This is a genomic window from Aliiroseovarius sediminilitoris (assembly GCF_900109955.1).
GTDB lineage: Bacteria > Pseudomonadota > Alphaproteobacteria > Rhodobacterales > Rhodobacteraceae > Aliiroseovarius > Aliiroseovarius sediminilitoris.
The window spans coordinates 2651141-2675146 of the sequence record NZ_FOJB01000001.1 but is presented as its reverse complement, the minus strand read 5'-3'; the positions used below and the strand labels follow the sequence as shown (position 1 = coordinate 2675146).

Genomic DNA, 24006 nt, shown 5'->3' with positions numbered 1-24006 from the left:
CCGGCGCGTCCTTGGTTCAGGTTCGGATCACAGACCCAATGCGCCTTTGACGGCGGCAACGCTGTCGCCACCATCGACGGTGGTCACGCCATCCAGCCATGCCATGAAGGCGTCGGGATTGGCTTTCAGCCACGCGCTGGCGGCATCCGCAGGATCTTCGCCGTCATTCAGAATTGCGCCCATGATCTCGTTTTCCATGGCCAGAGTGAATTCCAGGTTTTGCAACAGCTTGCCGACATTCGGGCACTCTTCAACATAGCCCTTGCGGGTGTTGGTCATCACCTGTGCGCCACCCAAATTGGGTCCGAAAAAGTCGTCACCACCGGTCAGATAGCCCATGTCGAAATTGGCGTTCATCGGATGCGGTTCCCAGCCAAGGAATACAATCGGATCGCCTTTTTTGTCTGCACGTGCCACTTGCGCCAGCATCCCTTGTTCCGAGCTTTCGACGACTTCAAAGCCCTCAAGGCCAAAGGCATTGTCGTCGATCATCGACTGGATCAGACGGTTGCCATCGTTGCCCGGCTCGATACCATAAATCTTGCCTTCCAGCGCCTCGCTGTTGGCGGCGATATCGGCGAAATCCTTGATGCCCATATCCATGGCCGCCTTGTTCACGGCCAAAGTGTATTTCGCGCCATCAAGGTTCATGCGCACGGAGTCCACGGTGCCAGCTTCGCGATAGGGCGCGATGTCGGCTTCCATTGTGGGCATCCAGTTGCCAAGAAATACGTCAATGTCGCCTTCGGCCATCGACGTGTAGGTGACGGGCACCGACAACACCTTGATATCAGTATCATAACCCAGCGCGTCCAACACGACGGTGGTGGCTGCCGTGGTGGCGGTGATGTCGGTCCAGCCGACGTCCGATAACACGACTTCGTTGCAGCCTTCTTGCGCAACGGCGGCGGTGGCCACGGCGGAGAGTGCAATGGCTGATAGAGTTGTTCTGAGGTTCATTTATTCGCTCCCTGTGTATTTGTGTAGTTTCTTATTGACCGACGGTTCAGGCATCCCGAACCACTCGTGCCAACCCTAGCGCAGTGGGTGCACGGGTGAAACCAGCTTCATTGGTCACAGACGCTGCTTATTATTGATTGACGAGTCAATCAAAAAAACGCAAACCTGCCCAGATACCAATATTGGAGGGGGCATGCCGAAGCTTGGAATGGAGCCGATCCGGCGCGGTGCGTTGGTGCAAGCCACGATTCACGAGATCGGGCGCGCGGGCAGTCTGGATGTCACCGTGACGCAGATTGCCAAGCGGGCGGGCGTGTCCAGCGCCTTGGCGCATCACTATTTTGGTGGGAAGGACCAGATTTTTCTGGCCGCGATGCGTCATATCCTGTCGGTCTATGGCGCGCAGGTGCGGGCAGCCTTGTTTGGCGCCATTTCGCCGCGCGATCGGGTCGAGGCAATCATCCGGGCGAATTTCGAAGCTGGCAACTTCCGTCCGGAAGTCATCTCGGCCTGGTTGAACTTCTATGTCATGTCCCAAAGCAATGATGGTGCGCGACGCCTGTTGCGTGTGTATCAACATCGCCTGCACTCAAACCTTGTCGATGGCCTGCGCCCACTTGTCGGCGACGACGCGCATGACGTGGCTGACACCCTCGCGTCGATGATTGACGGTCTCTATATCCGCCACGCCCTGCGTGAAGACACGCCAAGCGGCGTCCGCGCCTGCGACCGGGTTCTGGCCTGTCTTGATGTCATACTGGAGACTTACGCATGACCAAACCGAACATCCTGATTATTATGGTGGACCAACTGAACGGCACGCTGTTTCCGGATGGCCCGGCGGATTGGCTGCACGCTCCGCACTTGAAGAAACTCGCGGCGCAGTCGGTTCGGTTTCAGAACGCCTATACCGCCAGTCCGCTTTGCGCGCCGGGTCGCGCCAGTTTCATGTCGGGCCTGCTACCTCGCCGCACCAGGGTTTATGACAACGCAGCCGAGTTCGCGTCGGACATTCCAACTTATGCGCACCATTTGCGCCGCGCCGGCTATCAAACCGCGCTCTCGGGCAAGATGCACTTTGTTGGCCCCGATCAGATGCACGGGTTCGAGGAACGTCTGACCACCGACATATACCCCGCCGATTTCGGGTGGACGCCGGACTATCGAAAACCCGGCGAACGAATTGACTGGTGGTATCACAATATGGGGTCTGTGACAGGCTCCGGGGTCGCCGAGATTTCAAACCAAATGGAGTATGACGACGAGGTTGCCTATAACGCCTGCGCCAAACTCTATGATCTGGCGCGTGGGCATGATGCGCGCCCATGGTGCCTGACCGTCAGCTTTACCCATCCGCACGATCCGTATGTGGCGCGTCGCAAATACTGGGATCTCTATGAGGATTGCGAGCATCTTTTACCCGAGGTGCCGGCGATGGATTACGAAAAGCACGACCCCCATGCGCAGCGGATATTTGACGCCAATGATTGGCGAAGTTTTGACATCACCGATGACGATATCCGCCGCTCGCGCCGCGCCTATTTCGCCAATATCTCGTATCTGGACGACAAGGTGGGCGAGATGCTGGACGTGATGGAGCGCACAAGGCAAGAAGCCATCATCCTGTTCGTGTCAGACCATGGCGACATGCTGGGCGAGCGCGGGTTGTGGTTCAAGATGAACTTCTATGAAGGCTCTGCGCGGGTTCCCCTCATGATCACCGCCCCCGGATTGAAGCCGGGACGGATCGAGGCGGCCGTATCGACGCTGGATGTAACCCCGACGCTGGCCGATCTGGCGGGCATTTCGCTGGATGACGTGAAACCCTGGGTCGATGGCGAGACACTTGTTCCCTTGGCCAAAGGAGAGGTGCGCGAAAGCCCTGTTGCAATGGAATACGCGGCGGAAGCCTCTTATGCGCCACTTGTCTCTTTGCGATATGGACCATGGAAATACACCCGTTGTGCGCTGGACCCTGATCAGCTTTTCAACATCGAGGCCGATCCGCATGAATTGACCAATCTGGCAGATGACCCGGCGCATCTGGGCACGCTGAACAGTCTGCGTGCGAAGTCAGAAGCGCGTTGGGATCTCGCGGCCTATGACGCCGAGGTGCGCGAAAGCCAGGCCCGGCGCTGGGTGGTGTATGAAGCCCTGCGCAACGGCGCCTATTTCCCATGGGATTACCAACCACTGCAAAAAGCGTCCGAACGCTACATGCGCAATCACATGAATCTGGACACTCTGGAAGAAGGTCAGCGGTTCCCGCGTGGGGAATAAGCGACCCATAATCGGCGGAACGAATATGCAAGCAGAATACATCATCGTGGGTGCAGGCAGTGCGGGCTGTGCGATGGCCTATCGACTGGCCGAGGCGGGCAAGCGGGTTCTTGTTATTGAGCACGGCGGATCAGATGCGGGGCCATTCATCCAGATGCCCGCCGCGCTGAGCTATCCGATGAATATGGGCCTGTATGACTGGGGGTTCAAAACCGAACCCGAGCCGCATTTGGGTGGCCGCACCTTGGTGACGCCACGCGGCAAGGTGATCGGCGGATCCAGTTCGATCAACGGCATGGTCTATGTGCGGGGGCATGCCAAGGATTTCGACCATTGGGCGGCGATAGGTGCGGATGGCTGGTCCTATGCGGATGTGTTGCCGTATTTCAAACGGATGGAGCACTGGCATGACGGGGGCCATGGCGGGGATGCAGGCTGGCGCGGTAAAGACGGGCCGCTGCACGTCACCCGTGGCCCCCGCGCCAATCCGCTGTTCCATGCCTTTGTCGAAGCCGGGAAGCAGGCCGGGTATCCGGTGACGGGCGACTACAACGGGCAGCAGCAGGAAGGCTTTGGCCCGATGGAACAAACCGTCTGGCGCGGACGGCGCTGGTCGGCGGCGAACGCCTATCTTCGCCCCGCACTGAAACGGTACAATTGCGAGCTGATCCGGGCCTTCGTCCGAAAGGTCGTGATCAAGGATGGCCGCGCCATCGGGGTCGAGGTTGATCGTGGCGGCAAGATCGAAATCATCCACGCTGAAGCCGAGGTGATCATCGCCGCAAGCTCGATCAACTCTCCCAAACTTCTGATGCTGTCTGGTGTCGGCCCGGCGGCGCAACTGGCCGAACACGGGATTGAAGTGGTCGCCGATCGCGCGGGCGTCGGTCAGAACCTGCAAGACCATCTTGAAGTCTATGTGCAATACGCGGCGCAGAAACCGATCACGCTCTATCGCTATTGGAACCTGGTCTGGAAAGGCATTCTGGGCGCGCAATGGCTGTTCACGAAAACGGGGCTGGGCGCGTCAAACCAGTTTGAAAGTGCCGCGTTCATCCGGTCGCGCGCCGGTGTCGAATATCCTGATATCCAGTATCATTTCTTGCCCATGGCTGTGCGCTATGACGGCACCGCGGCTGCCGAAGGGCACGGCTTTCAAGCCCATACCGGCCCCATGCGATCACCGTCACGTGGGGAAATCACGCTGAAATCGGCGGACCCGAACGAAGCCCCGCGCATCTTCTTCAACTACATGTCCACAGACCAGGATTGGGAAGACTTCCGCACCTGTGTTCGCCTGACTCGTGAAATCTTTGCCCAGGACGCATTCAAGGATCATGTGAAGCATGAAATCCAACCCGGCAACGCTCTGCAAACCGACGACGAGATAGACGGCTTTATCCGTGAACATGCGGAAAGCGCCTATCATCCCTGCGGCACATGCCGGATCGGGCGGGCCGACGATCCAGGTGCGGTGGTCGATCCCGAATTGCGGGTGATAGGGGTGGATGGATTGCGTGTCGCCGACAGTTCGGTCTTCCCGCGTATCACCAACGGAAACCTGAATGCACCTTCAATCATGGTAGGGGAAAAGGCAGCGGACCATATTCTGGCGCGCCGACTTCCTGCGTCAAACGACGCACCCTGGATACATCCGGACTGGCAAAATTCGCAACGGTAACAACCACTGGTTTGATCCCGGTCAATGCGGCGGGTGGTCAACGCGCGCAATCTTGCGACGGACCAAGAGAAAAAGGAGAAGTCGCGAATGTCTCACACCCCCCATGAACTGCACGAAGAGTTCCCGGAACTGGTCGATCGAATGACCGAGATGAAGCAGTCGGACGCCCATTTCGCCAAACTGGCAGATGAATATCACGAGTTGAATCGTGCGGTGCACCGCGCGGAAACCAATGTGGAACCTACAGATCAGTTCAACGAAGAGGAAATGCGCAAGAAACGCGCGGTCTTGAAAGACCAGATTTACCGGATACTGACGGCGGCTTAGGTCAGGTTGTTCGGTCGCGATCCGGGTCGTCGCCTCTGGTTTCCGATGCGGTTGGCTCAGTAGAGAGCTTCGATCCACTTATGCATCTTTGCAACCGCATCTTTGTTCCAAATAGATGTGTGACCTGCATTTGGATAGGTGATAAACACTTTGTTTGGGCTGGGCGACAGTTTGAAAAGCGTTCGGCCCATCGAGACTGGAATCGTTTTGTCGCTGCCGCCGTGCAAGATGAGCAAAGGTGCATCGGTCTGTTTGATCGTGCGTTTTGACGGCCACAGATCGGACCTTGCGCTGAACAGGGGAAGCATCGCGGGATTCTTGTAGGCGACCAGATCGACAAGTGAAGTGTAAGGTGCTTGCAGGACAATACCGAGCGGCGGTCGTTTACGCCCGACCGCGCTGGTAGCTATTTCCAGCCCGACGCCCGTGCCAAGGCTCTCGCCCCAAATGATTGTGGGGCTGTTGCCGACCAGCGTTGGCAATGCGTCGTATAGTTGATTGGCGCGTTGCTGTATGAGCTGGCGGCTTGGAAGGCCCTTGCTGCCATTCATGCCGGGGTAGGCCATCGCGACAACTCCGTAACCTCTGTCAAGAAACCACGGGAACTTCCAGCGTCGTACGTGCAGATTCCCACCCGATCCTGGCAGGTAGAACACAGTCGGTTTGCCGGGTTGGGGTTGGCCGACCCACAAGACCAGCCCCTGGAAGCGTTTTTCGACCAATCTTTTATCGACCGATTTGGGGTCCGCACGTGCTGGATCGAACTGATAAAACACCCGGCGTTCCAGCAGCGTTTGCGCGGATTGTGCGGTTGCCGGGGTGCCGGGCAGTGAGACAAGGGTGAACACTGCCAGAAGAACCGTTAACAGGAAATTATTCATCGTTTGATCTCGTATGGAAGTGTGCCACGTGAATATGGATCGACTTGCAGCTTGCGTTCAAGGGGAGGAACGGATCGCTGGTGGCAATACTGGCGTTCACAGATGCGGCAGGAGACGCCAATGGGCTCGAACGCCGCGTCATTCGTGACATCCAGATCGTCAGCATAAACCAAGGCGCCCGCATGTTTCACTTCGCAGCCCAGCCCGATTGCATAGCGTCGCACCGGGGCGTCAAAACTGCCCCCCGATTTCGAAACGTTCCGCGACAGGCAGAAATATCTGACCCCATCGGGTGTCTGCGCGAGCTGACGCAAAAAACGTCCTGGTGTTTCAAAGGCTTGGTGGACGTTCCACAAAGGGCAGGCGCCGCCGAAACGGGCGAACTGAAGGCGCGTGGCCGAGTGTCGCTTGGTGATGGTGCCAGCCTGATCGACCCGGACGAAGAAGAAGGGAACTCCCTTTGCGCCGGGGCGCTGAAGGGTAGAGAGACGGTGGGCCACTTGTTCGATCGACGCGCCAAAGCGATCTGCCAGCCGTTCAAGGTCGTGTCGCGTCTCGTGTGCTGCGGCAAGAAACTGCTCATATGGCAGACGAGCGGCTCCGGCGAAGTAGTTGGCAAGTCCGAGTTTCGCAATGGCACGGGCTTCTTCGGTCTGGAAACGGGCAAAATCCAGCGTGGCTTCCAGCAGCGCATCTTGTGTCAGCAAGGCGATTTGCATCAACAACTGGAACTCCTGCGTGGCGCGGGGCGGGCGCTTGGACAGGCGCAGAACCCGGTTTTCGGGGTCATAGCTGCGCATCGCATCCTGATCGACCCGTTGAAGCCGGATCCCTCGATCCTTCAACACGGACTCCGCCATTTCGGCAGAGTCCAACCCGCGGGCTTTTCCGGTGGTAGCGAAATGTTCCGCCGCGCGATCCACAGCGTCAATGTAATTATCGCAATAGTGAAAGAAGTCGCGGACTTCGTCCCATGGGCTCGCCTTTGACTGATGATCCACGTTACCAAGGTTTTCATCGAGTGATGCCAGTCGTTCGTGGCCCATGCGATAGGCGCGGTGCAGTTCCAGCAAGGCATGGGCAAGCGCGGGCGCGTTGGACGCCGCAAGTCTGAGATCCGCCAGCGGCGGCACGTCTGAAAACACCGGGTCCGCGAAAGCTTCGCGCATGTCACTGACCAGCCGTTCGGCGTCACCTGTGGACAACTCGGCCACGTCGAAGCCAAATTCCTGCGCCAGTGCCAACACCACTCCGGTCGATACCGGTCTGTTGTTGTTCTCCATCTGGTTCAAATAAGGCAGGCTGACACCAAGCTTTTCGGCAAAGTTTTTTTGCGTCAATCCAAGTCGGGAGCGGATTTCACGAAGTTTCACACCAGCATAGAGCTTCTGAGTGGCCATGCGCAGGGCATTCCTTTGAGGGGTTTGCAGAGTTTGCTACTGAAACCTCATACCATTTGCAAAGGCATCGCGTCAAAGGTTCAACCGCTTTTCGCGTTGTTTCACCAGCAGGATGGCACCCACCGCCAAAGCCGAGGATGAGAGCATAAGAAGCAGAAGCGGCATAGCGGTTGATCCGGGGGCCAACAGCCATCCGGCCAAGGCTGACAAGGCTGCACCGCCACCGATGTTCAACGCCCCACCAAGACCCGAAGCGCTGCCCGCGAGATCCGGCCGCACGCTCATCATGCCCGATGTCGCGTTGGGTAGGGTCATACCATTGCCGACGCCGACCCATGTCATGAAGCCGAAAAAGACATACTCGGATCCGAAGCCAAGCAGGAAAAGTATAAGCGAAAGGGTTAGGCCTGCGGCCGTGATAATGGCCCCCCAGAACACCATATTGGTCAAACCGATCCGCATTGAATGGCGCCCAGAGATATAGTTTCCGACGAGATAGCCGGCAGCAGGTGCACCGAAGAACAACCCAAGACGCGCCGGGCTCATGCCGTAAATCTCGCTGCCGACAAATGGCGCGCCGCCAAGATAGGCGAAAAACGCGCCCGACGTCAGCGCTGCCGACGCGCAGTAACCCCAGAATCGCGGTGACGTCAGCAGGGACGGATAGGCGCGGAACTGGGCGCGGAACCCACCCACTTGCGGCGTGATCGTTTCGCCCAGATCGCGCCATGTCAGAAGGATTGCTGCAACACCCGCGCCAGCTTGTAGCCAGAAGTTGGCTTTCCATCCGAACGCCTGATCCAGAACGCCGCCAATCGACGGTCCGATCATCGGAATGATCGACATCCCCATGGTAACATAGCCGATCATTGAGGCCGCCTGATCGCCGGGCACCATGTCACGGATCGCGGCGCGTGACAGGACGACACCGACAACGACAGATGCCTGTAGCATTCGAAAGCCCAGAAAGACCTGAACAGAGGGCGCATAAATGCAGCCAAGTGTCGCAAGGATATAGATCGCAAACCCCGCCATGATCACCGGGCGGCGACCAAACCGGTCAGACAGCGGTCCGACCACGACCTGCATCAGCGCGTTGACGCACAGATAAAGCGCGACCGACAATTGCACGATGCGATAATCGGTGTCGAAATACCGTGCCATGCCGGGCAGCGACGGCAGAAAGACATTCATCGACAAGGTTGCCGCTGCGGCCACGAATGTCAGCGTAAAGACATGTGGCGGTGTGGTGGGATCCAAAAAACGGGATGCGGTTTTTGACGGCATCTGTCATGGCTAGGCGCGGTCATGCAGACTGTCCATCCTGAGATCGCATAATTTGCAGTTATTCAATTTGCAATATCTACATTGCAATAAATTTGCAAATTCGCCCAATTTCTCTTTCAGGATGGGCGGTTAAGCGTTACTTTGCCTCGAAATCAAGGAGTGCCGCCAGATGAAAGATATCCTTCAGGAGCTGGAAGATCGCCGCCAAACCGCCCGACTTGGGGGCGGTCAGCGTCGGATCGACAATCAACACAAAAAAGGAAAGCTGACCGCGCGTGAGCGGGTCGAGCTTCTGTTGGACGAAGACTCGTTTGAAGAATTCGACATGTTCAAGGCCCACCGCTGCACCGAATTCGGTATGGAGGCAGACAAGCCCGCAGGTGATGGGGTTATTACCGGGTGGGGCACCATCAACGGGCGTCTGGTTTACGTCTTCAGTCAGGACTTTACGGTCTTTGGCGGATCGCTGTCGGAAACACACGCAGAAAAGATCTGTAAAATCATGGATATGGCGATGCAGAACGGCGCGCCTGTCATTGGTATCAACGATTCTGGCGGTGCGCGCATTCAGGAAGGTGTGGCGTCTCTGGCCGGTTATGCCGAAGTGTTCCAGCGCAACATTATGGCCTCGGGCGTCGTGCCGCAAATCTCGGTGATTATGGGGCCATGCGCGGGTGGTGCTGTCTATTCGCCAGCCATGACAGATTTCATCTTCATGGTGAAAGACAGTTCCTACATGTTCGTGACCGGTCCAGATGTTGTAAAAACCGTGACCAATGAAGTGGTGACAGCCGAAGAGCTTGGCGGCGCATCGACACATACCAAGAAATCTTCGGTCGCGGACGGCGCGTTTGAAAATGATGTCGAGGCACTGTCCGAAATTCGCCGCCTCGTTGACTTCCTGCCCCTGAACAATCGTGACAAGGCGCCCACGCGTCCGTTTTTCGATGATCCCGCACGGGTTGATGAAAGCCTTGATACACTCGTGCCCGACAACGCCAACGCGCCTTATGATATGAAAGAACTGATCGCGAAACTTGCCGACGAAGGCGATTTCTATGAGATTCAGGAAGACTTCGCCAGGAACATCATCACCGGGTTCGTGCGGCTGGAAGGTCAGACTGTCGGCGTGGTCGCCAACCAACCGATGGTGTTGGCCGGGTGTCTGGACATTGACAGCTCACGCAAGGCAGCCCGCTTCGTGCGCTTTTGTGATGCGTTTGAAATTCCGATCCTGACGCTGGTGGACGTGCCGGGCTTCCTGCCGGGCACCAGTCAGGAATTCGGAGGCGTGATCAAACACGGCGCAAAACTGCTGTTTGCTTATGGCGAGGCGACGGTGCCGAAAGTCACGCTGATCACCCGCAAGGCCTATGGCGGGGCGTATGACGTGATGGCGTCAAAGCATCTGCGCGGCGACTTCAACTATGCCTGGCCCACCGCCGAAATCGCTGTGATGGGTGCCAAGGGTGCCACCGAAATCCTCTATCGTTCCGAACTGGGTGATGCGGATAAAATCATCAAACGCACGCAGGATTACGAAGAGCGGTTCGCCAATCCCTTCGTCGCAGCCGAGCGTGGCTTCATTGACGAAGTGATCCAGCCGCGCTCGTCTCGGATGCGCATCTGCCGGGCCTTTGCCTCCTTACGCAACAAGAAGCTACAGAACCCGTGGAAAAAACACGACAATATCCCGCTTTAAGCATGGCGCATTTCACGCGAAATCGCGGCCGATTGGGCCTTGGCAGAGTGGTGGCATGTGTCGCCGCCCTATCTTTGTCTGCACCGGTTGCGGCGGGATCCGCTGGTGCACTGTTTGAACCTGGCACGAGGATCAATGTGCCTTCAGGACAAGAGATCACGTTTCTGGATGTGATTGAAGGCGAAGAAAGTGCCGGTGGCACTGCGGTCCGGGTTCGTTTTCTCGCTCCGCGCATCGCCCGAAAAAATGGGGAAGTAGAGTTCTTGCAGGCAGAAGAAGATATGGCCGCGCTATGCCAGGATTATGTTTTGCCTCAAATGGTGAATGCCGGTGCCGCACTGCCCGCCCAAATCATCATCGTTCTGTCTGATCGCGTCGTTGAACATGGCGTGGCAGATCAAGATGCGACCCAGTTTTTTGAAGCCTACCGCCCCGAAGGCGGCATGTGTGTTTGGGAGGGGTTCTGATGGCCTTACCCTACATGACCAAACACAAGGGGTTTCCGGGGCGACTTCCGGGGTCGGACTTTCAGTTCACCATTCGCCGACCCAACAAATCCGGCGCGACCCCCCTTATCGCGCGTGAACGCTTTGCCGATCGCCGCCCCGCAGACCGCCGTGCCGATGCCGGCTTCATGGGCGCGCTGTGGGATTATTTTGGAGATCAACCGTTTGAGCGTGGAAATCTGGATGCCGGACGCTTGTCATGGTTGTTCGGGCGCGAAGTCATAGCGGCCGAAGATCCGTTTGACCCGGAAAGCTATGAAGCCCTTCTGGTGATCGACGTGAACCGTGCAACTGCCGCATTTCCGGACATTTTTGAGGATTGATCGGCATGAACCCGCCCGCCCACTCTTCGAACCGGCAGATTCCAGCCCAAAAGCTGATGATGGCTGCAAGGCGTTCTTGTAACACGGGAAAAGCGTGCCAATCTGTTCCTCAAGCGGAAAGCATATCCCCGTTTTCCGCTATGGTTTGTCGAAACCATTACCCTTCCCCTTCTTCAGCCCGGTTCTTTGCGAAAGCAACTGAACCGGGCCTCTTTTTTGCCGATTGCGCGGGTTCCGCCGGGCATGGGAGAAAATTGTGCTTTCGAAATTCTGCAAATCAAGGCAAACTGGGTGTAATAAATAATACAACCAGAGGCAGTCGAAGATGCAGATCAGCAAACTATTCGTGGGGGCCGCAGCCCTTGTCGTGCTGGCAGGATGCCAGTGGAACGATCTTCAGCGCGCCGGTGTCGGCGCGGCCACAGGTGCGGTGGTTGCGAAAGCGGCCAGCGGCAACCTTCTTACAGGCGCGGTCATCGGCGCGGGCGCGGGTGCGCTGTGCGACGATGTCGGCATGCGCATTTGTAACTGACACCAACGCCGCGTCACGCGGCATTTCATATGTTTTTCAGCCCGCCGGGACCATTTCCGGTGGGCTTTTCTATGCCACTTTGCGCGATGGTTCAGCCCGTCGTGCCCATACATGAACGGAAGGGACAGGACATGTTCAAGAAGATCCTGATTGCAAACCGGGGCGAGATCGCCTGCCGCGTGATCAAGACCGCCCGAAAGATGGGTATCCAGACGGTTGCCATCTATTCGGACGCTGACAAGAACGCGCTTCATGTAAAAATGGCGGACGAGGCGGTTCATATCGGCCCCCCACCTGCCAACCAATCTTATATCGTCATCGACAAAGTGATGAAGGCCATCAAGGACACGGGTGCCGAAGCCGTGCATCCGGGCTATGGGTTCCTCTCTGAGAACTCGAAATTCGCCGAAGCGCTGGCCGCGGCTGGTGTCGCCTTTATCGGGCCGCCCGTTGGTGCAATCGAAGCCATGGGCGACAAGATCACGTCCAAGAAAATCGCGCAGGAAGCGGATGTGTCGACAGTGCCCGGTTACATGGGGCTTATCGAAGACGCGGACGAAGCCGTGAAAATCTCGAACGAAATTGGCTATCCAGTGATGATCAAGGCCTCTGCTGGTGGCGGCGGCAAGGGCATGCGGATTGCCTGGAATGATGACGAGGCCCGCGAAGGCTTCCAGTCGTCAAAGAACGAAGCTGCCAGTTCGTTCGGGGATGATCGCATCTTCATCGAAAAATTCGTAACTCAACCGCGACACATCGAAATCCAGGTTCTTTGCGACAGCCATGGCAATGGTGTGTATCTGGGCGAGCGAGAATGCTCGATCCAGCGCCGCAACCAGAAGGTTGTTGAAGAAGCGCCTTCGCCGTTCCTTGACGAAAAAACCCGCAAAGCGATGGGCGAGCAAGCGGTCGCCTTGGCGCAGGCCGTGGACTATGCGTCCGCCGGCACCGTGGAATTCATCGTCGATGGCGACAAGAACTTCTATTTCCTTGAGATGAACACCCGTTTGCAGGTGGAACATCCCGTGACCGAGCTGATTACAGGGGTCGACCTTGTGGAGCAGATGATACGCGTAGCGGCGGGTGAGAAATTGTCGATCAGTCAGAAGGATGTCACCCTGACGGGCTGGGCGATCGAGAACCGCCTTTATGCCGAAGACCCTTACCGGGGGTTCCTGCCGTCAATAGGTCGGTTGACCCGCTACCGCCCGCCCGAAGAAACCGCAGCCGGTCCGCTGTTGGCAAATGACAAGTGGCAGGGCGACGCGCCAAGCGGAGACATCGCGGTTCGCAATGATACCGGTGTGTACGAGGGTGGCGAAATCTCGATGTATTACGACCCGATGATTGCCAAACTCTGCACATGGGCCCCCACGCGGGATGAAGCGATCGAAGCGATGCGTGTTGCACTGGACAGTTTCGAGGTTGAAGGTATTGGACATAACCTGCCGTTCCTGTCAGCTGTGATGGATCACCCGATCTTCATCAAGGGCGATATGACGACAGCCTTCATCGAGGAACAATACCCCGATGGGTTTGAAGGTGTCGAACTGGCGCAGGACGTGCTGAAGCGTATCGCCGCTTCCGCTGCCGCAATGCACCGGGTTGCCGAGATACGACGCACCCGCATTACAGGCCGCATGGACAATCACGAGCGAAAAGTGGGCAAACACTGGGTCGTGACGCTGCAAGGCACTGAGTTCGCCGTCAAGATAAAGGCGGACAAGAAAGGGTCAACCGTCAAGTTTGCGGATGGATCAAAGTTGCGGGTGAAGTCGGACTGGACACCTGGCGACAGTCTGGCCGTTCTCGAGGTTGGTGGCGATCCGCTTGTTCTGAAAGTGGACAAGATCACCGCAGGGTTCCGCATGCGGTCGCGTGGGGCTGATTTGAAGGTCCATGTGCGCACCCCGCGCCAGGCCGAACTGGCCCGTCTTATGCCCGAGAAACTGCCGCCAGATACCTCGAAAATGCTGCTGTGCCCGATGCCGGGATTAATGGTGAAGGTTGGTGTGGAAGTTGGGCAGGAAATTCAAGAAGGCCAAGCGCTTTGCACCATTGAGGCCATGAAGATGGAGAACATCCTGCGCGCCGAGAAGAAAGGTGTCGTGACCAAGATCAACGCCACGGCAGGCGACAGTCTGGCGGTTGACGAAGTGATCATGGAGTTCGAATGAAGATGAGTATGGCCGCCACGATGACACGCGAAAGGCGCATTGAACCCGCGGTAGCGGTCGGCGTCAGCGTGGCGGTTTTCTTGCTGGTGCAGGCTACGGCTTACGACCTGGTTGGAGCGTTCGAATATCCGCTGGATGACGTCTATATCCATCTGGCTGTGGCAGAACAGATCGCGGCTGGCGGATATGGGGTAAACCCCGGTGAATATACGTCGGCTGCGTCTTCGCCGATTTATCCATTCTTGCTTGTGCCGTTCGTCGGAACCGCCATACACGCCTATGTTCCGTTGGTCTGGAATGTCGTTGCGTTGATCGCATGCGCGGTTCTGTGGGGGCGGATCGTTCAGAACGCAGTGCAGGATTGGCGCGTGGCACTTGCGCTGGCTATCCTCGGCCCGCTGGCGTTCAACCTTGCAGGCATTGCGCAGGTGGGCATGGAACATACCTTGCATGTGCTGGCTGGCTTGGCCGTGCTGCGAGGCTTGCAGCAACAACTTGACGATGACCGACTGCATTGGCTTCTGGTTGCAGGTATGGTGTTGGGTCCGCTTGTTCGGTTTGAGGGTCTGGCCATAACAGGCGGTGCGGCCCTTGCGTTGGTGATGATGGGACGGTGGAAGACCGGTCTGTCGCTATTTGCCGTCGCATTGGCATTGGTTGCCGGTTTTATGGCCTTCCTGACCTCGCTTGGCCTTGAACCTTTACCGAATTCGGTCATGGCAAAATTGGCGGGTGGTGGACAAGACAGCCGCTTCAGCCTGCTTGATCTGCCGATGAAACTGGCAACCCAGTTGCTGTTGTCAGACAAGGCCATCGTGATGTTGTTCGCGGTGGTGATCGCCACGGTGGCCATTCCGCGCGTAGATCGCAAGGCGCGCGCGATTTTGGCAGGAGCGGTTTTCGCAGGAACGGGGCATTTATTGCTGGGGCAGTTCGGCTGGTTCAACCGGTACGAGCTTTATGCGCTGAGCTTCGTGTTCGGCATGGTCATGCTGGGCTTGTTCCAGGCAGAAAACATGAAATCAGCGCGCGCGCTGTTGATCGTCGGCTTCGCTTACCTGGCGCTTTCTTATGGGGTGTGGCTGGTCCAGAATGGCAAATACGGCGCGTTGGGCATCTATTCTCAGCAACGCAACATGAGCACTTTCGTGAAAGAAGTATATCAAAAGCCCGTTGCAGTGAACGATTTGGGATATGTCGCTTGGAACAACCCGAATTACGTGCTGGATTTATGGGGACTGGCTTCATACCGCGCGCTATCCACCCGGCTGGACAACCCGTATGACGGTTGGGCGGACGAGATCGTAAAAGACGCGGGCGTCGAGCTTGCAATCATTTATGACCACTGGATTGACGACGGGATCGGGGACGATTGGGTCAAGGTGGGAACGCTCGTTTATACCGGCGCGCGCGCCTTCCTTGGGGGGCAGATCGTCAGCTTCTATGCCACCACCCCTGCCGCTGCACCCGAGTTGCGAAAACAGATTGCAGACTTCGCCCCGCGCGTCGTCGGCGCCGCTGAACTGCGGGTCGAGGATGTGCCATGACGGGCGGTTCAACAAAAGCAGTAAGCCCGCAGATGTGCGGCGACCAGATATGACGAAAAGGATGACGTGATGAGCGATACAGCCAAGTGGAAGGAACTGGCCGAGAAAGAACTTCGCGGTCGCGCGCTGGATGACCTGACGTGGAACACGTTGGAAGGCATCGAGGTCAAGCCGCTTTACACCGCCGAGGACACGCAAGGGTTGGGCCATATGGGCACTCTGCCGGGTTTCGGTCCGTTCACCCGCGGCGTGAAAGCGACCATGTATGCGGGCCGTCCCTGGACGATCCGGCAATATGCCGGCTTTTCAACCGCTGAGGAATCGAACGCCTTCTATCGCCGCAACCTTGCGGCAGGTCAGCAGGGTGTCTCGGTCGCCTTCGATCTGGCCACGCATCGGGGATATGACAGCGACCACCCGCGCGTGGTGGGCGATGTGGGCAAGGCCGGTGTTGCGATTGACAGTGTCGAGGATATGAAGATCCTGTTTGACGGCATTCCGCTGGACTCGGTCTCGGTCTCGATGACGATGAACGGCGCGGTGATCCCGATCCTCGCCAATTTCATTGTGGCGGGGGAAGAGCAGGGGCACGACAAGGCGCTGCTGTCTGGCACCATTCAAAACGACATTTTGAAAGAATTCATGGTGCGCAACACCTATATCTATCCGCCGGAACCGTCGATGCGGATCATATCGGACATCATCGAATACACATCGAACGAGATGCCAAAATTCAACTCGATCTCGATATCCGGCTATCACATGCAGGAAGCGGGCGCGAACCTGGTGCAGGAGTTGGCGTATACGCTGGCCGATGGTCGCGAATACGTGCGCGCGGCGATCGAGGCCGGCATGGACGTGGACAAGTTCGCGGGGCGTCTGAGCTTCTTCTTCGCCATCGGCATGAACTTCTTCATGGAAGCCGCCAAACTGCGCGCCGCCCGCACCCTGTGGCACCGCGTGATGACTGACTTCAACGCCAAATCCGAACGCTCGAAAATGCTGCGCACGCACTGCCAGACCTCGGGTGTCAGCTTGCAGGAACAAGACCCCTATAACAACGTGATCCGCACGGCGTATGAGGCGATGTCGGCAGCCCTTGGCGGCACGCAGTCGCTGCACACAAACGCGCTGGACGAAGCTATCGCGCTGCCCACCGATTTTTCCGCTCGGATCGCACGAAATACGCAGATCATCTTGCAGGAAGAAACCGGTATCACCAATGTCGTCGATCCTTTGGCCGGATCTTACTATGTCGAGGCGCTGACCGACGAGTTGATCAACAAGGCCTGGGCCTTGATGGAAGAGGTCGAAGAGATGGGGGGCATGACCAAGGCTGTCGCCAGCGGCATGCCCAAACTGCGGATCGAGGAATCTGCGGCCAAGCGCCAGGCGATGATCGACCGTGGCGAAGAAACCATCGTCGGTGTCAACAAACACCGGTTAGAAAAAGAAGACCCGATCGACATTCTGGACGTGGACAACGTGGCCGTGCGCGAAAGCCAGGTTGCACGCCTTGAAAAGATCCGCGCGACGCGGGACAGCGCGGCCTGCGAGGTTGCATTGGCCGAACTGACCCGCCGTGCAAAAGAGGGTGGCAATCTGCTTGAAGCGGCCGTCGAAGCCGCACGGGCCCGTGCAACAGTCGGAGAAATCAGCATGGCTATGGAAAAAGAATTCGGTCGTCATCGCGCCGAAGTGAAGACGCTGGCCGGTGTTTACGGTGCGGCCTACGAAGGCGACGAGGGCTTCGCCGCGATCCAGAAATCGGTCGAAGATTTCGCCGAAGCCGAAGGCAGGCGCCCGCGCATGCTGGTGGTGAAGATGGGCCAAGACGGGCATGATAGGGGCGCGAAAGTGATCGCCACCGCGTTTGCCGATATCGGTTTTGACGTGGACGTTGGCCCGCTGTTCCAGACCCCGGAAGAAGCGGCACAGGATGCCATCGACAATGATGTGCACATTGTGGGCATCAGTTCCCAGGCTGCGGGTCATAAGACCTTGGCCCCGCAATTGGTGAACGCACTGAAAGAACAGGGTGCCGAAGATATCATCGTAATCTGCGGCGGTGTCATTCCTCAGCAGGACTATGATTTTCTTTACAAAAATGGCGTGCAGGCGATCTTCGGACCGGGCACGAATATTCCCGAAGCCGCGCAGGACATCCTGAAACTGGTGCGTAAGACGCGCGACTGACCGATAAGACACTTGCAGCAGGCGGCTTTTCCCGCCAGCGTCACCCCAGACCAGAAGGAGAGAAGTTTGGCTCTGGGAGAGATTGATCACCTTGTGGTGTCCTCCGCAACGCTGACAGAAGGCGTTGCGTGCATCGAGGACCTGCTGGGGGTGCCCATGGCGGGGGGAGGAGAACACCCGCTCATGGGCACCCACAATGCGTTGTTGTCGTTGGGTCCATCCGCCTATCTGGAAGTTATCGCGATCAATCCAGACGCACCTGCGCCATCGCGCGCGCGTTGGTTTGACCTGGACTATTTCACCGGACCGGCACGTCTGACCAACTGGGCGCTTCGGGTGCCGGATCTGCACGAAGCGCTGCACAGGGCGCCCGATGGGATGGGGGACGCCATTGCGCTGGAACGGGGCGATTATGCTTGGGACATGGCGATCCCGCAGGATGGGCGGTTGCCGTTTTCGGGTTGTGCGCCGGGGCTGCTAAGCTGGAAGGGACGGCAGCCTGCACCAAATCTGCCCGACCACGGTCTGCGCCTTGCTGCGCTGGAAATCACCCACCCCGAGGCCGAGGCGCTGTCTGTCGCACTTGCTCCGCTGATTGCAGATGGCCGAATTTCTGTCCACACGGGCACGCCGGGCTTGACGGCTTGGTTGGACACCGCGAATGGGTTGGTCAAACTGCCATGATACGCGCCGCGACCCAGGCGGATATTCCAGCCATTCTTGACCTGTGGAACCTCGCAATCCGTGAGACACTGATCACCTTTAACACTGTTGAAAAGTCACCAGACGATGTGGCGGATGCCATTCGCGACTACGATGCGTTTTTGGTTGCCGAGCATGACGGGCAGGTGATTGGTTTTGCGGCGCTGTTTCCCTTCCGCGCGGGCGCGGGCTATGCCCATACCAAAGAGCATTCCATCATGATATCACCAAACGCACGAGGGCAGGGATCTGGCCGCGCTTTGATGGCCGCGCTGGAAACTGCCGCGCGTGACTTGGGTGTTCATTCCATGATCGCCGGCGTTTCGGCCTCAAACCCTGATGGCAAACCGTTTCACGCGGCCATCGGCTTTGAAACCGTCGGCCGCGTCAACGAAGCAGGACGCAAGTTTGACCAGTGGCACGACCTCGTCCTGATGCAAAAGAAGCTCTAGGCTGGTTCAGCCGTTGCTTTTTCGGCCTCTCGGACTGGGTTGCCGGCCATCAGCAACACGGTTGCCCCTATCGCCGCAGACAGCGCCGAGGCGACAAGAACACCGAGCCTGACATCGTTCATAAGGGTCTGGTCAGCAAAGCTGAGGCTGCCAATAAACAGTGACATGGTGAACCCGATACCAGCCAGCGCAGACACGCCATAGATATGTATCCACCCCACACCATGCGGCAGACGCGCCAACCCGAATTTAACGGTCAAGAAGGTCAAGCCCAGCACGCCTATCTGTTTGCCAACGACAAGCCCGGCGACGATGCCAAACGGCACCGGGGCGAACAGCGCCTCTAGCGACATGCCTTTCAGGGATACGCCCGCATTGGCGAAGGCGAAAATTGGCACGATCATGAACAGAACATAGGGTGCCAATGCGTGCTCCAGGCTATGCAGGGGGGATTTACCCCAGCGATCCTTGATCGGTATGAAGAAAGCGGTGGCCACGCCTGCAAGTGTTGCGTGAACACCTGATTTCAGAACCAGAACCCACAGGACAACGCCCAGAATCAGGATCGGCGCGATTCGGTGGATTTGACGCATGTTCAACCACCACATCAGAGCAAGTGGCGCCAGCGCATAAATGAGGTATTCGACCTTCAACTCGGCAGTATAGAACAATGCAATGACGATGATCGCGCCCAGGTCGTCCAAAATAGCGAGCGTCAGAAGAAAGACTTTCAGCGCCGCAGGCGCACGCGCCCCGATAAGCGCAAGTATGCCCAACGCAAACGCGATATCAGTCGCCGCTGGAATGGCCCACCCGCCAAGCGTTTCTGGGTTTGACCAGTTGATCGCCGCATAGATGACGGCGGGCACGGCCATCCCGCCCACAGCCGCCATACCCGGCAAAATGACATCTCGGGGATTGCGCAGTTTGCCTTCCAGTATCTCGTGCTTCAGCTCAAGACCGATCAACAGGAAAAATACCGCCATCAGACCATCGTTGATCCACAGGATAAGCGGCTTGGACAGGCCTTGATCATTGATCAGGATAGAGAATTTCGCCCCCAAGATGTCGTTGACCTGCCCCGCGATGGGCGAGTTGGCGGCAATCATCGCAGCAATTGCTGACAGCATCAGCAGCACGCCCCCCGATGCGTCATGGCGAAAGAAGCGGTCAAACATCCTTAGGAGCATTCACGTATCCCTACAATTTTGGTCATATTTGGTGACAAATGGTGCCTTTGGGTGAAAAATCAAGATGAAAAAGTTGGTAAAACGGCAAGCGATCCAGTGCTTTGCCGTAGAAAACATTCAGTTAGCTACGCGCTTTCTGCTCGTTTTCGGGTGCCGGACTGTGTAACAAATGCCGCATGTCTATTTGGTCTCGAATAACTGATGCGTTGTCTGCCCTCGCCAAGGGGGAAAGCCTGTCTGACGTGTTCGCCAATTTGCGCACCCCCCCCGAACGCTCGGCGGGGTTTGCGATCGCGGTGATCGCGCTGGGCGCAAAGATGGCGAAAGCCGATGGTCTGGTGACGCGGGACGAGGTGTCCGCCTTCCGCGAAGTCTTTGACATCCCGCAAAGCGAAGAAAAGAATGCGGCGCGACTGTTCAATCTGGCGCGCACGGATGTGGCGGGGTTCGAGCTTTATGCGCAGAAGGTGGCAGCGATGTTCGGGCCGGACGATCCGGCGCTTTGTGATCTGATGGAGGGACTGTTTCACATCGCGATCGCAGACGGGGAATATCACCCGGCCGAGGACGATTTCCTGCAGCACGTGTCTGACATTTTCGGCATCTCGCCACGCAAGTTCAAGGCCCTGCGCTCGCGGTTGGTGCCCGATGCCGACCCTGATCCTTACGACGTTCTGGGGGTCACGCCGGACATGACACTGGACGAGATCCGCAAGGTCTGGCGCAACGAGGTCCGCGAAAGCCATCCAGACAAGATGTTCGCGCGCGGGGTGCCGGAAGAGGCCGTGAAACTGGCAGAAAAGCGATTGATCGCGGTCAACCGGGCCTGGGAAGAGATCAGCAAGGCGCGCGACTGATGCGGATTGCGACCTACAACGTCGAGTGGTTCAATTCGCTGTTTGACGATGAAGGTCGACCGCTGATCGACGAACAATGGTCGGGGCGACGCGATGTTACACGACGCGCGCAGTTGAAGGCGGCGGGCATCGTGTTCAAGGTGCTCGATGCAGATGCCGTGATGGTGATCGAAGCCCCGGATCAGAACAGGCGACGTGACACAAGGATTGCCCTTGAAGGCTTCGCCGAAATGTTCGATCTGCGCGCCCGCAAAGCATTGATCGGTTTCGCCAACGACACTCAACAGGAAATCGCACTGCTTTATGATCCGGACGTGTTTTCGGCCCGCCACGATCCGCAAGGGGATGTGGGTGGGATCATCGCGCCGCGGTTTGACTCGACGTTCCAGCTTGATCTCGACACGGATGCATCGCCCGAACCCATCGTGTTCTCGAAACCACCGCTTGAGGTGGAACTGACACATCGCGAAAGTGGAACGCCAATGCGTCTGATCGGGGTGCATGTCAAATCCAAGGCACCGCATGGGGCGCAAGGGCCCAGTGACGTGATGCGTCTGGCAATCGAAAATCGCCGCAAGCAAATGGCGCAATGTATCTGGATACGTCAACGGGTCGACGAGCATTTGCAGGCCGGTGATCCATTGATCGTATTGGGTGATTTCAATGACGGTCCCGGGCTGGATGATTATGAAAAGCTGTTTGGTCGATCCGGTGTCGAAATCGTCATGGGCGAGGAAGACGCGATCTGCATGTATGACCCCCATGCGCGCATGATCCTGACCCACAAATCGGGCGCGCGCCCCGCGACGTCCCGGTTCTATATCGCCAAGGAACGGCGGTATCTTCAGGCGCTGTTGGATTACATCATGGTGTCACCTGATCTGGCTGCAAAGTCTCCGCATTGGCGGATATGGCATCCTTTCGACGATCCCGAATGCTACGGCGCGCCTGAACTGCGCGAGGCGTTGTTGACAGCGTCCGATCATTTTCCGGTGTCGATTGACTTCGATCTGTAGCCTTCACATTGCCCTGATCGCGCCTACATGCAGTGGATGAAACAGATTGCAAAAACCACCGTGCTGACCTTGATCGCCATCGCCGGTCTGACCATTCCGACCATGGCTGCGGAGAAGGATAGCCCTTCGATCGAAAACCCTGAGCTGTCAGAAGGCGCAGAGCTTCTGAACCGGGGTTTTCAGTTGCTTCTGGAAGGATTGGCCAAAGAAGTCGAGCCGATGGCTGACAAGTGGGCCGAAGGTTGGGCTGAATTGGTCGAGCGGTTCGGTGACTTGAATGCCTATTACCCTCCTGAAACCCTTCCAAACGGGGACATCATCATCCGGCGGCGCACCCCACCGGAAGTCGAGGCGACGCCGCCCAGTGAAACCGAACTTTGACAGCGGGGTTTTGGGCGGCGTATCAGCGTCGGAATTTGACGATGCCTTCTGCCTGAAGCGCATCGGATAACGCAGTAAAGCGGGCTTGGGCGACCTCGCCAAACAGGTCTTTGCCGCTGTGGTCCAGCGTCAGGATAAGTTGCCGCTTCTTCGGAAACCATTTTAGAGATGCAAGTTTGGTCGGGTCTTTCATGGTCAACATTGCCCCGAAGCGCATTGCTTTGCCCAGAACTTCGGCGCGGTTGATATTCTTCTCGGTCAAGATCCCGAACAACGGCTCGAACCGCGATCCTTCGCGCGCATTTTTGTAACGGTGCAGAAGCGCCAGCCCCAGAAATACGCGTTCCTGATGGGTTAACCCGCCAAGGTTTGCGCGGGTCGCGTTGTCAAAACAAACCTCGTGGCGATAATCCGGGTGGGCGCGCCAGCTGACATCATGCAGCAGGCAGGCGGCCTTTATCACCCGCAATTCGCTGGTCTTGGCGGTTTTGAACAGAGGTTGTAAAAACGCGAATAGTCGTTTGCCAAAGCCAGGAATGCGGGCGTCTTTCTGTTCGGCGGCATAACAGGCTTCGATCAGCGGATCGCGACGACGCAGCCGCTCGGGCATCTGTTGATACAGCAACCCTTCGCGGATGCCGAATGAACTGACAGCGATCTCTTTCGGGCGAAACTCGCGGATCAGGCGTTTCAACACCTGTGCTGCGATGGGCACCAGCGCCATCCGGGCGGCAGATGTGCCGGTGCGCTGTCGCACCGCGTCAAGGTCAACCTCGTCGATCCATTTCAGGGTGGTGGCAAGGGATTTCGGCGTCATGCGGTATTCATGCAGCACCGTCAGGGGATAGCCGCGCCGCTCCATATCCAGCCGCGCGATGGCCCGCCATGAACCGCCCACCAGAAACAGGCGTTTGTGATCGGTGCCCATATCTTCGGCAAGCTGTTGCACCACGCGCGCAATCTCGGCCTTCAGACCTTTCTTGCCACCCGGAACACTGGTCAGCTTCAAGGGTCCCAGCGGCGAGGTGACACGCTTGCCAACTTGCCCGTCCGAAATGCTGGCCAGCTCCAGCGACGAGCCACCGATATCGCACATCAGCCCATTGGCGTCCGGCCAGCCCAGCAGCACACCCTGGGCGGAAAAGCGGGCTTCTTCTTCTCCGTCTATGACATAAATGTTCAATCCGGTCTCACGCAGGACCTCAGCACAGAAATCCGGCCCATCGCTGGCTTCGCGCACCGCTGCGGTGGCAACGGCGGACAAGGGTGGCATTTTCATCCCGTCAGCCAGTTTTTGAAAGCGTTTAATGGCCGCAAGCGCGCGCGCGCGACCCTCAGGGTGAAGCCGACCGGTCTCTGACAGTCCGGTGCCCAAACCGCACAGGATTTTTTCGTTGAAGAAATAGGCCGGACTGCGAGCGGCCCCGTCGAACACAACCAGACGGACCGAGTTCGAACCAATATCCACTACGCCAACACGGCGCAGTGCCCGCACGGATGGGTCATCAAACAGCGGACGTCCAAATGGCCCCCAATCGTCACTGGTCTCGCCGCGTCCGTCCATCGATTGTCCCCCGTTTGGTGGTGGTAAGTTAGCCGGGTGCCCGCT

At 57.7% G+C, this 24006-nt stretch carries 22 protein-coding genes; 15 read left to right on the top strand and 7 right to left on the bottom strand.

The window, feature by feature from the left end:
* Positions 1-27: 27 nt before the first annotated feature.
* Positions 28-960: a choline ABC transporter substrate-binding protein gene (locus BMY55_RS13180; RefSeq protein WP_091431269.1), complete on the bottom strand. Its 933-nt coding sequence runs from the start codon at positions 958-960 to the stop codon at positions 28-30.
* 193 nt (positions 961-1153) lie between these two features.
* On the opposite strand from BMY55_RS13180, the gene betI reads away from it, so the two are divergent.
* From betI to BMY55_RS13160, 4 genes are all read left to right on the top strand, one after another.
* Positions 1154-1735, top strand: coding sequence for a choline-binding transcriptional repressor BetI (betI, locus tag BMY55_RS13175; RefSeq protein WP_091432579.1), 582 nt, complete (start codon positions 1154-1156; stop codon positions 1733-1735).
* Positions 1732-3240 carry a choline-sulfatase gene (gene betC, locus BMY55_RS13170; RefSeq protein ID WP_091431267.1) on the top strand — a complete coding sequence of 503 codons (1509 nt, stop codon included), beginning with the start codon at positions 1732-1734 and terminating at the stop codon, positions 3238-3240. Before betI ends, betC begins: the two co-directional genes overlap by 4 nt.
* Positions 3241-3265: 25 nt before the next feature.
* The gene (gene betA / locus BMY55_RS13165; protein ID WP_091431266.1) at positions 3266-4921 is read left to right on the top strand and encodes a choline dehydrogenase; all 1656 of its coding nucleotides are present in this window, start codon (positions 3266-3268) and stop codon (positions 4919-4921) included.
* Positions 4922-5008: 87 nt separating this feature from the next.
* Positions 5009-5248 (top strand): YdcH family protein, encoded by a 240-nt coding sequence (locus BMY55_RS13160; RefSeq protein WP_091432577.1) that lies wholly within the window; start codon positions 5009-5011, stop codon positions 5246-5248.
* 56 nt (positions 5249-5304) lie between these two features.
* Here BMY55_RS13160 and BMY55_RS13155 read toward each other — a convergent pair whose 3' ends face one another.
* The 3 genes from BMY55_RS13155 to BMY55_RS13145 all read right to left on the bottom strand — a co-directional run bounded on the left by BMY55_RS13155 (position 5305) and on the right by BMY55_RS13145 (position 8816).
* Positions 5305-6024, bottom strand: a complete 720-nt coding sequence (locus tag BMY55_RS13155) for an alpha/beta hydrolase (RefSeq protein WP_143064341.1) — start codon at positions 6022-6024, stop codon at positions 5305-5307.
* Between the two features lie 101 nt (positions 6025-6125).
* Positions 6126-7529: a helix-turn-helix domain-containing protein gene (locus tag BMY55_RS13150; RefSeq protein ID WP_091431262.1), complete on the bottom strand. Its 1404-nt coding sequence runs from the start codon at positions 7527-7529 to the stop codon at positions 6126-6128.
* A gap of 72 nt (positions 7530-7601) precedes the next feature.
* Complete coding sequence (locus tag BMY55_RS13145; RefSeq protein WP_091431261.1) at positions 7602-8816, bottom strand: multidrug effflux MFS transporter; 1215 nt, start codon at positions 8814-8816, stop codon at positions 7602-7604.
* Between the two features lie 169 nt (positions 8817-8985).
* Between BMY55_RS13145 and BMY55_RS13140 the strand changes: the two genes are divergently transcribed.
* Genes BMY55_RS13140 through BMY55_RS13130 form a run of 3 tightly spaced genes read left to right on the top strand, consistent with a single transcriptional unit; the run spans position 8986 to position 11347 of the window.
* A complete protein-coding gene (locus tag BMY55_RS13140; RefSeq protein WP_091431260.1) occupies positions 8986-10518 on the top strand; it encodes an acyl-CoA carboxylase subunit beta in 1533 nt (510 codons plus the stop codon).
* The gene (locus BMY55_RS13135; RefSeq protein WP_143064340.1) at positions 10488-10985 is read left to right on the top strand and encodes a DUF6497 family protein; all 498 of its coding nucleotides are present in this window, start codon (positions 10488-10490) and stop codon (positions 10983-10985) included. The genes BMY55_RS13140 and BMY55_RS13135 overlap by 31 nt, the downstream gene beginning before the upstream one ends.
* 14 nt (positions 10986-10999) lie before the next feature.
* Positions 11000-11347 (top strand): hypothetical protein, encoded by a 348-nt coding sequence (locus BMY55_RS13130; protein ID WP_091431257.1) that lies wholly within the window; start codon positions 11000-11002, stop codon positions 11345-11347.
* A 340-nt stretch (positions 11348-11687) separates the two neighbouring features.
* Here BMY55_RS13130 and BMY55_RS16950 read toward each other — a convergent pair whose 3' ends face one another.
* A complete protein-coding gene (locus BMY55_RS16950; protein WP_177179349.1) occupies positions 11688-11903 on the bottom strand; it encodes a hypothetical protein in 216 nt (71 codons plus the stop codon).
* Between the two features lie 107 nt (positions 11904-12010).
* Here BMY55_RS16950 and BMY55_RS13120 point away from each other — a divergent pair, with 107 nt between their 5' ends.
* The 5 genes from BMY55_RS13120 (at position 12011) to BMY55_RS13100 (ending at position 18953) form a co-directional block, all read left to right on the top strand.
* Positions 12011-14056 (top strand): acetyl-CoA carboxylase biotin carboxylase subunit, encoded by a 2046-nt coding sequence (locus tag BMY55_RS13120; protein ID WP_091432574.1) that lies wholly within the window; start codon positions 12011-12013, stop codon positions 14054-14056.
* Positions 14053-15603 carry a hypothetical protein gene (locus tag BMY55_RS13115; protein ID WP_091431254.1) on the top strand — a complete coding sequence of 517 codons (1551 nt, stop codon included), beginning with the start codon at positions 14053-14055 and terminating at the stop codon, positions 15601-15603. Before BMY55_RS13120 ends, BMY55_RS13115 begins: the two co-directional genes overlap by 4 nt.
* A 69-nt stretch (positions 15604-15672) precedes the next feature.
* Positions 15673-17799 (top strand): methylmalonyl-CoA mutase, encoded by a 2127-nt coding sequence (gene scpA / locus BMY55_RS13110; protein ID WP_091431252.1) that lies wholly within the window; start codon positions 15673-15675, stop codon positions 17797-17799.
* Between the two features lie 66 nt (positions 17800-17865).
* On the top strand, positions 17866-18483 hold the full coding sequence (locus BMY55_RS13105; protein ID WP_091431250.1) for a VOC family protein: 618 nt from the start codon (positions 17866-17868) through the stop codon (positions 18481-18483).
* On the top strand, positions 18480-18953 hold the full coding sequence (locus BMY55_RS13100; RefSeq protein WP_091431248.1) for a GNAT family N-acetyltransferase: 474 nt from the start codon (positions 18480-18482) through the stop codon (positions 18951-18953). Before BMY55_RS13105 ends, BMY55_RS13100 begins: the two co-directional genes overlap by 4 nt.
* Here BMY55_RS13100 and nhaA read toward each other — a convergent pair.
* Complete coding sequence (gene nhaA / locus BMY55_RS13095) at positions 18950-20131, bottom strand: Na+/H+ antiporter NhaA (protein WP_322787732.1); 1182 nt, start codon at positions 20129-20131, stop codon at positions 18950-18952. The genes BMY55_RS13100 and nhaA overlap by 4 nt on opposite strands.
* Before the next feature lie 188 nt (positions 20132-20319).
* Here nhaA and BMY55_RS13090 point away from each other — a divergent pair, with 188 nt between their 5' ends.
* Genes BMY55_RS13090 through BMY55_RS13080 form a run of 3 tightly spaced genes read left to right on the top strand, consistent with a single transcriptional unit; the run spans position 20320 to position 22397 of the window.
* Positions 20320-21000 carry a molecular chaperone DjiA gene (locus BMY55_RS13090; protein WP_091431244.1) on the top strand — a complete coding sequence of 227 codons (681 nt, stop codon included), beginning with the start codon at positions 20320-20322 and terminating at the stop codon, positions 20998-21000.
* Positions 21000-22016 carry an endonuclease/exonuclease/phosphatase family protein gene (locus tag BMY55_RS13085; protein WP_091431242.1) on the top strand — a complete coding sequence of 339 codons (1017 nt, stop codon included), beginning with the start codon at positions 21000-21002 and terminating at the stop codon, positions 22014-22016. Before BMY55_RS13090 ends, BMY55_RS13085 begins: the two co-directional genes overlap by 1 nt.
* Positions 22017-22052: 36 nt before the next feature.
* On the top strand, positions 22053-22397 hold the full coding sequence (locus tag BMY55_RS13080) for a hypothetical protein (protein ID WP_091431241.1): 345 nt from the start codon (positions 22053-22055) through the stop codon (positions 22395-22397).
* Between the two features lie 22 nt (positions 22398-22419).
* On the opposite strand, the gene BMY55_RS13075 is transcribed toward BMY55_RS13080, so the two are convergent.
* Positions 22420-23961, bottom strand: coding sequence for a Ppx/GppA family phosphatase (locus BMY55_RS13075; RefSeq protein ID WP_091431239.1), 1542 nt, complete (start codon positions 23959-23961; stop codon positions 22420-22422).
* Between the last annotated feature and the right edge of the window lie 45 nt (positions 23962-24006).

Bases quoted from the DNA above. Each gene is read 5' to 3' on its own strand.
- BMY55_RS13180 (WP_091431269.1), bottom strand. From the start codon at position 960: ATGAACCTCAGAACAACTCTATCAGCCATTGCACTCTCCGCCGTGGCC.
- betI (WP_091432579.1), top strand. From the start codon at position 1,154: ATGCCGAAGCTTGGAATGGAGCCGATCCGGCGCGGTGCGTTGGTGCAA.
- betC (WP_091431267.1), top strand. From the start codon at position 1,732: ATGACCAAACCGAACATCCTGATTATTATGGTGGACCAACTGAACGGC.
- betA (WP_091431266.1), top strand. From the start codon at position 3,266: ATGCAAGCAGAATACATCATCGTGGGTGCAGGCAGTGCGGGCTGTGCG.
- BMY55_RS13160 (WP_091432577.1), top strand. From the start codon at position 5,009: ATGTCTCACACCCCCCATGAACTGCACGAAGAGTTCCCGGAACTGGTC.
- BMY55_RS13150 (WP_091431262.1), bottom strand. From the start codon at position 7,529: ATGGCCACTCAGAAGCTCTATGCTGGTGTGAAACTTCGTGAAATCCGC.
- BMY55_RS13145 (WP_091431261.1), bottom strand. From the start codon at position 8,816: ATGCCGTCAAAAACCGCATCCCGTTTTTTGGATCCCACCACACCGCCA.
- BMY55_RS13140 (WP_091431260.1), top strand. From the start codon at position 8,986: ATGAAAGATATCCTTCAGGAGCTGGAAGATCGCCGCCAAACCGCCCGA.
- BMY55_RS13130 (WP_091431257.1), top strand. From the start codon at position 11,000: ATGACCAAACACAAGGGGTTTCCGGGGCGACTTCCGGGGTCGGACTTT.
- BMY55_RS16950 (WP_177179349.1), bottom strand. From the start codon at position 11,903: ATGCCGCGTGACGCGGCGTTGGTGTCAGTTACAAATGCGCATGCCGAC.
- BMY55_RS13120 (WP_091432574.1), top strand. From the start codon at position 12,011: ATGTTCAAGAAGATCCTGATTGCAAACCGGGGCGAGATCGCCTGCCGC.
- BMY55_RS13115 (WP_091431254.1), top strand. From the start codon at position 14,053: ATGAAGATGAGTATGGCCGCCACGATGACACGCGAAAGGCGCATTGAA.
- scpA (WP_091431252.1), top strand. From the start codon at position 15,673: ATGAGCGATACAGCCAAGTGGAAGGAACTGGCCGAGAAAGAACTTCGC.
- BMY55_RS13100 (WP_091431248.1), top strand. From the start codon at position 18,480: ATGATACGCGCCGCGACCCAGGCGGATATTCCAGCCATTCTTGACCTG.
- nhaA (WP_322787732.1), bottom strand. From the start codon at position 20,131: ATGTTTGACCGCTTCTTTCGCCATGACGCATCGGGGGGCGTGCTGCTG.
- BMY55_RS13090 (WP_091431244.1), top strand. From the start codon at position 20,320: ATGTCTATTTGGTCTCGAATAACTGATGCGTTGTCTGCCCTCGCCAAG.
- BMY55_RS13085 (WP_091431242.1), top strand. From the start codon at position 21,000: ATGCGGATTGCGACCTACAACGTCGAGTGGTTCAATTCGCTGTTTGAC.
- BMY55_RS13080 (WP_091431241.1), top strand. From the start codon at position 22,053: ATGAAACAGATTGCAAAAACCACCGTGCTGACCTTGATCGCCATCGCC.
- BMY55_RS13075 (WP_091431239.1), bottom strand. From the start codon at position 23,961: ATGGACGGACGCGGCGAGACCAGTGACGATTGGGGGCCATTTGGACGT.